An 11,570-nucleotide genomic window follows, 5' to 3' on the forward strand; every position below is an offset into this window, starting at 1 on the left:
ATTCAGTGAGCTATTTCTCCTCAAAGTTCCGTTCCATGCGGGATTCGCGGCAGGTAGCCGCTTAAAGGCCGGCGGCTCTCAAGCGCTCGGCATGCTGGACATACAGTTCGACCGGGTCGACGCCTGTGCGCAACTGGCCTGCCGGCTGCCCAAGGGTGTCCAGGTGATCCAGCGCATAGTCGGAGCGGATAACCGTGCCCAGGTGAGAACTGAAGCGACCGACCAAACCGTCGTTCTGCCCGGCTTCCGTGACGAAATACCCGGAAAGGAGCCGACAGAAACCGTTGAGCGGATCGAGCGCATTGAGCCCCTCCTTGAGCACATTCGAAGGCACTATGCCGCTCCACGAGTAGTAACGAACACCGTTGACCCGTTCGTTACCCTTGCCACCCCAGGTGGCGGGCAGCCCTTGCGGGTATTTGTCATTGAAGGCGCCTACGCCCTCGGTGGTCAGTGCATTGAGGGCGGCAATGGCGTTCCGCGGCTGGTACCGGTTGTCGCTCAGGGTCGCGAGGAAGTCGGCGAAGAGGTTCACCACCGTCTCGGCCACATGCTCCGGCAGACGGCCCGGTGTCAATGCCTTGCGCAGGAAATCGGCGAGCTCCGAGCCATGGTTCGGCCCGCTGACGGAAGTCACCGATGCCACACTGTTTGGTGCAACCGCTGCAGCATAACGTGCGGCCAGTGCACCCTGGCTATGGCCTATGAGGTTGACTTTGCAGGCACCGGTTCCTTCCAGTACCCGCTCGATCTGCATGAGCAATTGTTTACCGCGTACTTCGTTGTCATGGATGGCTGACAAGTGGGGAACGAACACCCTTGCTCCGGCGTTCCTCAGCGCCTGCCTGATGTCGTGAAACAGCTCGAACTTGCCGATTCTTTCGAAGCCGAAAAGGCCGTGGATCAGCAGTATTGGATAACGAGTGCTTGCATTCCTTTGCATATTCACACCTTTGCACAGAAGTTCGTCGGGACTGCATGGCGTTTCACTCTAAAACACTCGAGGTTGGCGCGATGTATGAAAAGTCCGCCGAAACCTCCGGAAAGCGGAATAGTGCAAGTGTGAATGCTCAAGATTTGCTGAGGTTTTAGTCGGAATCGTTTGATGATTTTTCACGGAAATCAGGTTGCTCTTGATCAAAGACCTACTTCGTATGTATCGACTTTCCGAGCGAGGCTGAGTGAGAGGCCGACATCACGGCGGGTAGTCGTGAGGTTAAATACACGTCACCCCAAGCCGGCCACCCGTTCGGTGTTTATTCCAAGGACTGGAGCGAATGAATGACTGTTTATGAACCCGACACCCTGAATCTCGTACAGCGACCATTGCCACCGCCCTTACTGGAGCAGGCGGAAAACGGCGTTCTGAACCCCTCTGACCGAAAAGCCGTGATCAGGGTCCGACCTTACCCAGGCATGACCTGCGGCGACAAATTGCTATTGAATTGGGCGGGGCTGGATGCCGATGGCCTCGCCTGCAATCATCAGGTGACGCGTTTCGTCAGTGACGACAGGGTCGGCGAGGACATGATCTTTGCTGTGGGTAGCGCTTATATCGAGGCGCTCGACGGTGGTTCACTCGAAATCAGCTACTCGCTCTTGAGCAGTCGTTTTTCCGGGATCGTGCATTCCCATCGTTTACAGCTGTGTGTGGGTGATGTGCAATCAGACCTGTTACCCGCGACGGTGGACGACGTGGTGGGCAGAACGCTTGATCCGGATCGGGTCAGGGAAGGGGCGATCGTTACAATAAAACCCTATGCGCGCATGACGGCGGGCGACTGGGTGTTGCTGACCTGGACGGGTGTTTCGCTCGAAGCAAGCTTCAGTGATGCACTCAAGGTCGAGTCCTTTGCTGTGGGCAATGAGTTGTCGTTCTGGGTCAGCCCGGAGTGCATTGCGCCCAATCTGGGATCATCCGTTTCCGTCGATTATTGCGTCAAGCAGGCAGGATATGGCCCTCGATACGCTGAAGTAACGACACTGATGATTGGCAAGATGGAGCGGGGGCCACTGCCAGCACCTATTGTGCTGGAAGCCGACGAAGGCTGGGTGGATCTGCATGACGTGCAGGATGGGGTGACCGTCGTCATCGAAAACCCCAGGGCTGAAAAAGGGGAGCTGGTTTGCCTGAGGTGCGACGGGGAGAAATTCAATCACTGTGACGAGCGCGAAATCACCAGAAACACTGTGGGCGAGCCGTTGATATTCATCGTTCCCTACCGGTTCTGGAGGGAGCATCGAGATTCTGCGATCCGTGTTTCCTGTTCGGTCGAGCGCCTTGATGACAGCTCTCAACAGTCCGGGGTGACACTGGTTAAGGTGCAATCCCTGATGGGGCATTGATCGCCATTTGCCCTCCAGTCTTCAGATGAAGGCCGGAGGGCGGACAGATGATGCCGGTTATTGGGCGTTGTCTTGCACTCGCAGCCGATCTGCCGCTTCAAGCAACAGCTGTTCAGTCCCGGCCCAACCAAGGCAGCCATCGGTCACTGACACACCGTATTGCATTGACGAACTCAACGGCTGACAGCCCTCGAACAAATGGCTCTCGATCATCATGCCGATCAGCGAACGATCACCTTGCAGACGCTGTTCAAGCACATCGTTGAACACGGCCGGCTGGCGCGATGGGTCTTTGCCACTGTTGGCGTGACTGCAATCGACCATGATCCGGGCCGGGATCCTGAGCCGGGCCAAGTCACTGTTCACCCGGGCGATACTGGCGCTGTCGTAGTTCGGCCCGCGATGGCCGCCGCGCAATACCAGGTGAGTATACGCATTGCCCGGGGTTTGAATGATCGCCGGATGGCCCTGGCTGTCGACACCGAAATGGCGATGCGGATGGGCAGCGGAACGCATGGCATCGCTGGCGACAGCGACACCGCCGTCAGTCCCGTTCTTGAACCCGACAGGCATGCCCAGGCCGCTGGCCATTTCCCGATGGATCTGCGACTCCGTGGTCCGGGCGCCAATCGCCACCCAGCTCAACAGGTCGTCGAAGTAGCCGGCGGCCATCGGCTGCAGCAGTTCAGTGGCGACGGGCAAACCCAGGCGGATCATTTTACGCATCAGCTCGCGGGAAAGCGTCAGGCCTGCGGCCATGTCATCGCTGCCATCCAGGTGCGGATCGTAGGCCAGGCCTTTCCAGCCAACCGTGGTACGGGGTTTTTCGACGTAGGCGCGCATCACCAGGAGCATTTCGTCGCTGACTTCTGTGGCGAGGCGGGCAAGGTTGCTGGCGTATTCGAGGGCTGATTCTGGATCATGGATCGAGCATGGGCCTACGATGACCAGCATACGGGAGTCTTCACCGTTGAGAATCGCGCGAACCGCCTGGCGGTGGGTGGCGACTTGCTGGGTCAGGATGTTGCCGAGGGGCAATTGCTGTTTGAGTTGCAATGAGCTGGGCAGACGCAGGGTCAGCGCTTCATTGGCAGGGCTCAAGGTGGACAGTGGCAGTGCGGAGACGGACGAGTTCATATTCAAGGCTTCCTGGGCTGGTGGCGGGTTCGTGCCCGCGCGCTCGGCCCTACTGGGGTGTTCGACAATTGGCCAGACTGGCTGTGTGTGTGCGCTTGCCACCTGTGGGTGACCGATCGGAGGCGGCAGGCTGTCCCGAGCGGTGGGTGGTAAATCGCCAGGCGGTAAAACTGTCGTAACGGTAATAAGTGGCGTAGTTCATGGTCTGAATCCTCTAAATGTCTGGTGTGTCGCTAAAAACTTTGGGGCTGAAAAAACAAAACCCCCGGTCGGGAGGCCGACCGGGGGTTGAGAATTCTCTGGTGGCGACCCGTTTAAAATGGGCGCCGTGTGGGTATCAGGCGCGCCAGTGGCTAAACCAATACCCAAAATAAAAGCTGACCGGAGCACAGCCGTCGTTCACCCGGGCAGCCGCAACCGAGCGCAGGGCGCTGGCGGTACGAAGCTGTGAGAGGGTGCTGAACATGGTCTGTCTCCGATGGATGGGTCGAGCTTACTAGAGGCCGGTGCGCAGATTCAATCAGAAAATGCTATTGGCCGGCGACAGGGTTTTCTATCGCTTGAGTGGCCTGAGGGTTGTGACAAACTCTGCGTCTGTTCAAAAGCACATCGACACAAGGACGCTTCATGTTACCGCTGACCATCGCTGCAGCCCAATCGATCTCTATCGCCGGAGACATTGCTGGCAATATCGCCAGGCACCAACGCTTCATCGCGGCAGCCGCGGAGCAGGGCGTGCAGTTGCTGGTGTTCCCTGAATTGTCGCTGACCGGCTACGAGCGCGGGCTCGCGGCCGAGCTGGCCATTGTGTCGGATGACGCCCTTCTGCAACCGCTGCGAGACGTCGCCCGGGCAGTCGGTGTGACGGCTGTTGTCGGTATGCCGATTCGACTGCCGGATAACCCGTCGGTCCTGATCGGTGCGCTGGTGCTGGGGGCCGATGGTTCGCTTGGGGTCTACAGCAAGCAGTATCTGCATCCCGGGGAAGAAGTGGCGTTTGCACCGGGCGCCGGGGGGGAGCCCCTTACCATCGGGACAGACACTATTGCTCTGGCGGTCTGCGCCGACTTTTCCCACTCCAGCCATGCCGCTGCTGCAGCGTGCCAGGGTGCAGATGTCTACGCCGCAGGCGTGCTGATCACGGAAAACGGCTACGTCGCGGATACCGCGTTGCTGCAAGGCTATGCCGCGCAGCACGCCATGGTGGTGTTGATGGCCAATCATGGTGGTGCGACAGGTGGCTGGGGATCGGCAGGACGCAGCGCGATCTGGGCGTCGGACGGTTTGTTGATTGCGGCCGCCACCGGTACCGGCAGCCAGTTGGTTGTAGCCCGGCGCAACAGCGAGGGCTGGAGCGGGGAAGTCGTCGCCGTGGAGCCGGTGTGATGGATTGCGCATGGCGTGCGGCCACGCCAGAGGACCTGGCCTTCGCCCGCCACCTGACCTGTAAAAACATGCTGCGCTACTACATTCGGCACGACCTGATATGGCTGGACGAAGCTTTTGACGTGGCCTGGTCAGGGCGGGACAACCGCATGCTGACAAGCGGCGATCAGTTGCCGGGTTATGTGAGCTTGAGCCGTGATGCCAGAGCGTTGTACATCCGCGAACTGCAGGTCGTCGAAGCGTTTCGCGGGCAGGGCATTGGTTCCTGGGCAATCGATCAGGTACTGTCAGTCGCGTACCAGGAGCGGCGACCGGCGCTACGCTTGACGGTTTTTGAAAATAACCCGGCGCGGGCGTTGTACGAGCGCAAGGGATTCACGGTGGTGGGTAAGGATGAATGTTTCCTGAGAATGCAGCTTGATATCAATCCATGACATTGGCGCAACGCGTTTGCGACTGGCCTTTCAAGATGAATTGAAACTTTTAATCTGATGCTTTCCGCTAGGTCTGCCAGATGCTTTTTGCTAAGGTGTCTGGCAACCCAATAAGACCATATCGCGAGGTGTCTGCTTGATTAGGGTGCTAGTAGTCGATGACCATGATCTCGTTCGTACAGGTATTACACGAATGCTGGCTGACATCGATGGCCTGCAAGTAGTCGGCCAGGCCGAGTCGGGTGAAGAATCCCTGCTCAAGGCGCGTGAGCTGAAACCCGATGTGGTGTTGATGGACGTCAAGATGCCGGGTATCGGCGGTCTTGAGGCCACTCGCAAATTATTGCGCAGTCATCCGGATATCAAGGTCGTCGCGGTGACCGTGTGTGAAGAGGACCCGTTTCCTACGCGGCTGTTGCAAGCCGGTGCGGCAGGGTACCTGACCAAGGGGGCAGGTTTGCCGGAAATGGTCCAGGCCATCCGCCTGGTGTTCGCCGGGCAACGCTACATCAGTCCGCAAATTGCCCAGCAACTGGCGATCAAGTCCTTCCAGCCCACCAACGACTCGCCTTTCGATGCCCTGTCCGAGCGGGAAATCCAGATCGCGCTGATGATAGTCGGCTGCCAGAAAGTACAGATCATTTCCGACAAATTGTGCCTGTCCCCGAAAACCGTGAACACCTACCGTTACCGCATCTTCGAAAAGCTTTCGATCAGCAGTGATGTCGAGTTGACGCTGTTGGCGGTGCGTCATGGCATGGTCGACGCCAGCCTCTGAAAATGACCGAAACCTTTGATCCGAGCGCCTTTCTGTCGACCGTCAGCGGGCGTCCCGGCGTGTACCGCATGTTCGACAGCGAAGCGCGGTTGCTTTACGTCGGCAAGGCGAAAAACCTCAAGAATCGCCTGTCGAGTTACTTTCGCAAGACCGGGCTTGCCCCCAAGACCGCCGCACTGGTCGCACGTATCGCCCAGGTCGAAACGACGATCACCGCCAACGAAACCGAAGCCTTGCTGCTCGAGCAGACGCTGATCAAGGAATGGCGCCCGCCCTATAACATCCTGCTGCGCGACGACAAATCCTACCCCTATGTCTTTCTCTCCGACGGAGAGTTTCCGCGCCTGAGCATTCATCGCGGTGCGAAAAAGGCCAAGGGCAAGTATTTCGGTCCTTACCCCAGCGCCGGCGCGATCCGCGAAAGCCTGAGCCTGCTGCAAAAGACGTTTTTCGTTCGTCAATGCGAAGACAGCTATTACAAGAACCGCACCCGTCCTTGCCTTCAGTACCAGATAAAACGCTGCAAGGCACCCTGCGTTGGGCTGGTGGAACCTCAGGTGTACGCCGAAGATGTGCGCCACTCGGTGATGTTTCTTGAGGGGCGCAGCAATGCGCTGACTGACGAGTTGTCTGCCGGGATGGAAGAAGCGGCGATCAATCTGGAGTTCGAGCGAGCGGCTGAGCTGCGGGACCAGATTGCGTTGCTGCGCCGGGTTCAGGACCAGCAGAGCATGGAAGGCGGGACCGGGGACGTCGATGTGATCGCCGCGTTCGTCAACCCGGGCGGTGCCTGTGTGCACTTGATCAGCGTGCGGGGCGGGCGGGTGTTGGGCAGCAAGAACTTCTTCCCTCAAGTCGGTATTGAAGAAGATGTTTCTGAAGTCATGGCCGCGTTTCTTGGCCAATACTTCATCAGCAGCCCTGAACGCGACTTGCCCAGCGAGTTGATCGTCAATGTGGTCCACGATGACTTTCCAACACTGATCGCGGCCATCGACGAGCTGCGCGGTCGTGAACTGACCATCAGCCATCGCGTGCGTGGTACGCGAGCGCGCTGGCAGCAATTGGCCGTGACCAATGCCGAGCAGGCGCTGAATGCGCGCCTGGCGAATCGTCAGCACATTACGGCGCGCTTCGATGCATTGGCTGAGGTGCTGAAGCTAGACGAGCCTCCACAACGCCTGGAGTGCTACGACATCAGTCATTCCAGTGGCGAGGCGACAGTGGCGTCCTGCGTGGTCTTCGGCCCCGAAGGCCCGATCAAGTCCGACTACCGCCGGTACAACATCGAAGGCGTTACGGCCGGCGATGATTACGCGGCGATGCACCAGGCATTGACCCGACGTTTCAGCAAACTGAAGGACGGGGAGGGCAAGCTGCCGGATATCCTGCTGGTGGATGGTGGTAAAGGTCAGTTGTCCATGGCCCGTGACGTACTCGATGAACTGGCCGTACCTGATCTGATCCTGCTCGGCGTGGCAAAAGGCGCGACGCGCAAGGCCGGTTTCGAAACCCTGTACCTGAACGACGCCGCGCATGAATTCACCTTGCGCGGCGATTCTCCCGCGCTGCATCTGATCCAGCAGATTCGCGACGAAGCCCACCGATTTGCCATTACCGGGCACCGCGCCCGGCGTGGAAAAACCCGTCGGACGTCTACACTGGAAGGCGTCGCTGGCGTCGGTCCAACACGTCGGCGGGATTTGTTGAAACATTTTGGTGGATTGCAGGAGCTGTCTCGTGCAAGCATCGAAGAAATTGCCAAAACCCCCGGGATCAGTAAAAAGCTCGCAGAGTTGATTTATGCAAATCTGCACAGCGAGTAGAATGCCCCCTCACCTCGTAGCCAGTTGTGCCGATGAATATCCCTAATCTGATTACCGTTCTACGCGTTCTGCTCATTCCGATCTTCATTTTGCTGTTCTACCTGCCTTACCAGTGGAGCTACCTGGCTTCCGCCTCGGTATTCGCCTTTGCTGCCGCCACCGACTGGCTGGACGGCTACCTGGCCCGCCGCCTGGAACAAAGCACACCGTTCGGGGCTTTTCTCGATCCGGTTGCCGACAAGCTGATGGTCGCGGTTGCGCTGGTACTGTTGGTGCAGGAACACGCAAACCTGTGGCTCACACTGCCGGCTGCCGTGATCATCGGTCGCGAGATTGTCGTCTCGGCCCTGCGCGAATGGATGGCCGAACTGGGCGCACGTGCCCACGTCGCCGTATCGAACCTTGGTAAATGGAAAACCGCCGCGCAAATGCTCGCGCTGGTGATCCTGCTGGCCAATCCCAAGGATTTCAGTTTCTGGGTCTTGCTGGGCTATACGCTGCTGATGGTGTCGGCCGGCCTGACTTTGTGGTCGATGGTCCAGTACCTGCGGGCTGCCTGGCCACATCTGAAGACTGACGTTGAAAAGAAATAAAACTTTTTTGAATCAAAGGGTTGACGGGGCTTCTGGATTCTATAGAATGCGCCACACCAAGACGCGGGAATAGCTCAGTTGGTAGAGCACGACCTTGCCAAGGTCGGGGTCGCGAGTTCGAGTCTCGTTTCCCGCTCCAAGTTTGTACGCATTTGATGTCGCGCTACTAGATATCAAATGTTTTGAGGCCGAGTAGCAAAATGGTTATGCAGCGGATTGCAAATCCGCCTACGCCGGTTCGATTCCGACCTCGGCCTCCACTAATAAACAAGCTCCGTAGATCTATGATTTACGGAGCTTTTTTATTTGCAGTAGCCTGCAAGATTTAGTCTTGAAAAGGGTATTTGCGAACTTGCTTCACCGGGGCGGGATGTATATATTTCCACCTCTGCTGCACAGGCGTCAGAATTGCCAGATCGTTATTTGGCACAACCTGGACGCTTCACCGCGCTACCGCCCGAATGGCGAAACTGGTAGACGCATGGGACTTAAAATCCCCCGCTCGTAAGGGCGTGCCGGTTCGATTCCGGCTTCGGGCACCAATAGTATGATTTCAGATGTTCCCGTAAACACCTGAAACCTAGAGAAACCGGCCTTATAGCCGGTTTTTTTGTGTCTGAATATCCCCGTATGTTCCTGTACAGCCCCACGATTTAGGTATACGTTTAGGTATATATCGGTTCGATATCGAGGCGTATACCTATGGCGCGCACCGTAACCCCTCTGACAGACCCCAAATGTGAAGCCGCCAAGTCCCGCGCAAAGGACTACACCCTGTTCGACGGGCAGGGGCTTTTTTTGCTTGTAAAGGCTACCGGCACCAAGGTCTGGCGCTTCAAGTATAAAAAGCCAAGCGGTAAGCCCGGTCTGGCTACGTTCGGCAACTACCCGGCTCTCACTCTGAAAGCCGCCCGCGCACGTCGAGCCGATGCACTCGAGTTGCTGGCGCATGGCCAAGACCCCATCGAGAGCGCTAAGCAAGCAAAGATCGAGGCGGCCAGTGAGGCGGGGAACACCTTTGAGGCGCTGGCCCTGGAATGGCACGCCAGCATGTCCGGAAAATGGTCTAAGGATCACGCGGTCAGGGTGTTGAAAGAGATCGAGGTCGATCTTTTCCCCATGCTGGGCAAACGCCCCGTATCCGACCTGAAAACCCGCGACCTGCTGGCCTGTCTGAAGGCGGTAGAGAAGCGCGGCGCGCTTGATGTGGTTGGGCGACTGCGCCAGCGCATCGCCGGAATCATGCGAATCGCCGTTCAGCGCGATTTCATCGAATACAACCCGGCGCTTGATCTGGTGGGGGGGGCTGCCACCCGCAAGACCAAACACCGCCCGGCCTTGCCCCTTGAGCGGTTGCCGGAGTTGTTGCAACGCTGCGAGGCTGACACCGGACGACCGCTTACCTGTCTTGCTGTAAGCCTCGCTCTACTGGTGTTCATTCGTTCTAGTGAGCTGCGCTTTGCCCGCTGGTCTGAGTTCGACTTTACCCGGAGCATGTGGACGATTCCCGGCGAACGGGCACCAATCGAGGGCGTCAAGAGGTCGCACCGAGGAGCCAAGATGGGGACTCCGCACCTTGTCCCGTTGTCACGTCAGACGCTTGAAGTGCTAGAGCAGATACGCCGGCTAAGCGGGCGTTTTGATCTGGTGTTGCCGGGCGATCACTACCACTGGCGGCCAATGTCGGAGAACACCGTAAACAAATCACTGCGCCGCATGGGGTACGACACCAAGATAGAGATTTGCGGGCACGGTTTCCGCACTATGGCCTGTTCCGCGTTGGTCGAGTCCGGCCTGTGGTCGCGTGACGCGGTTGAACGGCAAATGAGCCACCAAGAGCGCAACGGCGTGCGCGCGGCCTATATCCACAAGGCTGAGCACTTGGAAGAGCGTCGACTGATGATGACCTGGTGGGCCGATTACCTGGACGCCAACCGGGAAAAGCACATCACGCCCTACGAATTTGCGCATAAAGTCAGTGTTGACGAGCCCAGAGCTCTAGGGGCGGTGGGAGCATGATAAAGCCTGACATGTTGCCGATCATTGAAGCGCACCTTACCCAATGGGATTGTGGGGAAAGTGAGTATATGCGGGGCTTTCTGGCCGGGGTCATCCTTCGTGCTGAGATTGAACGGGAGCCAATTGATGTAGACCTCGCATTTAAGATGCCTTGTCAGGAGCTGGCCGGGCGAGCCCTTGACTGTTTGGTAATGACCACCGGGTACAGTTCTGACGACTTCGAAACATTGAGCGATTGTCAGCACATGAGGTTTTCCCGCTTCGGCTTTCATCTACCCGAATATGTCTGCTCGCTGCTGGATGTCCGATCATCTTGTCTATCGGTGCTAGGCCATATCGAAGACACGCGGCAATTTGATCCGAATGGCCATGCCGAGTGCGCTGTTGAGGAGGTTCGAGAACTGATCAAGCGGTTGGAGTCACTTGAACGGGCAGTTACGGCGCGCCATTCTTTGCAAAAGAACCTGCGCTCCTTAATTAAAGCCGAACAAATAGTCAGGTCTGAGACCAAGCAAAAACACAGCCAGAAGATGGAGACGGCCCGCGCCGAGCGTCCCGTCCTTTACGATTGGGTGGCAGTCGCCAAGGCGGAAGCGGAGCTATTGGCTAGCGGCAGGTCGCGGCGCGATCTTGCAAGTATTATGGAGAAGCGTTTCGGCATCCCGAAAACCACCTATCGAGAGTGGCGGCGAAAACAAACGACGGTGTAATTATTAGACCGTCGTTTCGAAAACTAACTTGTGAGCGTCACCCATACGGAGGCGCTCACATGCACCTAGCAACGACTCCCCCGAAAGTTCTAATCCGCCAACCAGCGCTGTGTGAGTGGTTGGACATATCCCGCTCTGGCCTAGACAAGCTCCGCAAGAAAGACCCGACATTTCCGAAGCCAATTAAGGCCAACGAAAGCCGCCAGGCAGCAGCTTATTACGTCTTGGCTGAGGTGGAGGCTTGGTTGCGGACCAAGATTGAAGCGAGAGACGCAGTATGAGCCATTCATCATGGCTTACAGCTTCCTGGAAGTTCCGCGTGATGGCCGCCATGCACGTTG

Annotated in this window: 11 protein-coding genes and 3 tRNA genes; 12 read left to right on the forward strand and 2 right to left on the reverse strand. The window is 57.7% G+C overall.

The annotated features are described in order from the left end of the window. Nucleotides 1–61: 61 nt before the first annotated feature. Nucleotides 62–943: an esterase/lipase family protein gene (locus tag ACXX83_RS08910; RefSeq protein WP_458548152.1), complete on the reverse strand. Its 882-nt coding sequence runs from the start codon at nucleotides 941–943 to the stop codon at nucleotides 62–64. Nucleotides 944–1,281: 338 nt separating this feature from the next. Between ACXX83_RS08910 and ACXX83_RS08915 the strand changes: the two genes are divergently transcribed. After that, entirely contained in the window at nucleotides 1,282–2,346 is a 1,065-nt protein-coding gene (locus ACXX83_RS08915) for a hypothetical protein (RefSeq protein WP_458548153.1), read from the forward strand. A 57-nt stretch (nucleotides 2,347–2,403) separates the two neighbouring features. Here ACXX83_RS08915 and ACXX83_RS08920 read toward each other — a convergent pair whose 3' ends face one another. Continuing rightward, a complete protein-coding gene (locus tag ACXX83_RS08920; RefSeq protein ID WP_458548154.1) occupies nucleotides 2,404–3,483 on the reverse strand; it encodes a 3-deoxy-7-phosphoheptulonate synthase in 1,080 nt (359 codons plus the stop codon). Nucleotides 3,484–4,110: 627 nt separating this feature from the next. On the opposite strand from ACXX83_RS08920, the gene ACXX83_RS08925 reads away from it, so the two are divergent. From ACXX83_RS08925 to ACXX83_RS08975, 11 genes are all read left to right on the forward strand, one after another. Beyond that, nucleotides 4,111–4,869 (forward strand): carbon-nitrogen hydrolase family protein, encoded by a 759-nt coding sequence (locus ACXX83_RS08925; protein ID WP_458548155.1) that lies wholly within the window; start codon nucleotides 4,111–4,113, stop codon nucleotides 4,867–4,869. Then, nucleotides 4,869–5,303, forward strand: coding sequence for a GNAT family N-acetyltransferase (locus tag ACXX83_RS08930; RefSeq protein ID WP_217838399.1), 435 nt, complete (start codon nucleotides 4,869–4,871; stop codon nucleotides 5,301–5,303). The genes ACXX83_RS08925 and ACXX83_RS08930 overlap by 1 nt, the downstream gene beginning before the upstream one ends. 136 nt (nucleotides 5,304–5,439) lie before the next feature. After that, on the forward strand, nucleotides 5,440–6,081 hold the full coding sequence (gene gacA / locus ACXX83_RS08935) for a response regulator transcription factor GacA (RefSeq protein WP_008015884.1): 642 nt from the start codon (nucleotides 5,440–5,442) through the stop codon (nucleotides 6,079–6,081). 2 nt (nucleotides 6,082–6,083) lie between these two features. Then, a complete protein-coding gene (gene uvrC / locus ACXX83_RS08940) occupies nucleotides 6,084–7,907 on the forward strand; it encodes an excinuclease ABC subunit UvrC (RefSeq protein ID WP_458548156.1) in 1,824 nt (607 codons plus the stop codon). Nucleotides 7,908–7,939: 32 nt separating this feature from the next. Continuing rightward, entirely contained in the window at nucleotides 7,940–8,500 is a 561-nt protein-coding gene (pgsA, locus tag ACXX83_RS08945; RefSeq protein ID WP_015094913.1) for a CDP-diacylglycerol--glycerol-3-phosphate 3-phosphatidyltransferase, read from the forward strand. Nucleotides 8,501–8,563: 63 nt separating this feature from the next. Then, nucleotides 8,564–8,639: transfer RNA gene (locus tag ACXX83_RS08950), tRNA-Gly, on the forward strand. Nucleotides 8,640–8,686: 47 nt separating this feature from the next. Then, nucleotides 8,687–8,760: transfer RNA gene (locus ACXX83_RS08955), tRNA-Cys, on the forward strand. A 195-nt stretch (nucleotides 8,761–8,955) separates the two neighbouring features. After that, nucleotides 8,956–9,042: transfer RNA gene (locus tag ACXX83_RS08960), tRNA-Leu, on the forward strand. A gap of 160 nt (nucleotides 9,043–9,202) precedes the next feature. After that, complete coding sequence (locus tag ACXX83_RS08965) at nucleotides 9,203–10,519, forward strand: tyrosine-type recombinase/integrase (RefSeq protein ID WP_458548157.1); 1,317 nt, start codon at nucleotides 9,203–9,205, stop codon at nucleotides 10,517–10,519. Then, nucleotides 10,516–11,229, forward strand: a complete 714-nt coding sequence (locus tag ACXX83_RS08970) for a hypothetical protein (RefSeq protein ID WP_458548158.1) — start codon at nucleotides 10,516–10,518, stop codon at nucleotides 11,227–11,229. Before ACXX83_RS08965 ends, ACXX83_RS08970 begins: the two co-directional genes overlap by 4 nt. Nucleotides 11,230–11,288: 59 nt before the next feature. Further along, nucleotides 11,289–11,510, forward strand: a complete 222-nt coding sequence (locus ACXX83_RS08975) for a helix-turn-helix transcriptional regulator (protein WP_423504474.1) — start codon at nucleotides 11,289–11,291, stop codon at nucleotides 11,508–11,510. Nucleotides 11,511–11,570 lie beyond the last annotated feature (60 nt).

It is taken from the genome of Pseudomonas sp. GNP012 (genome assembly GCF_054343835.1).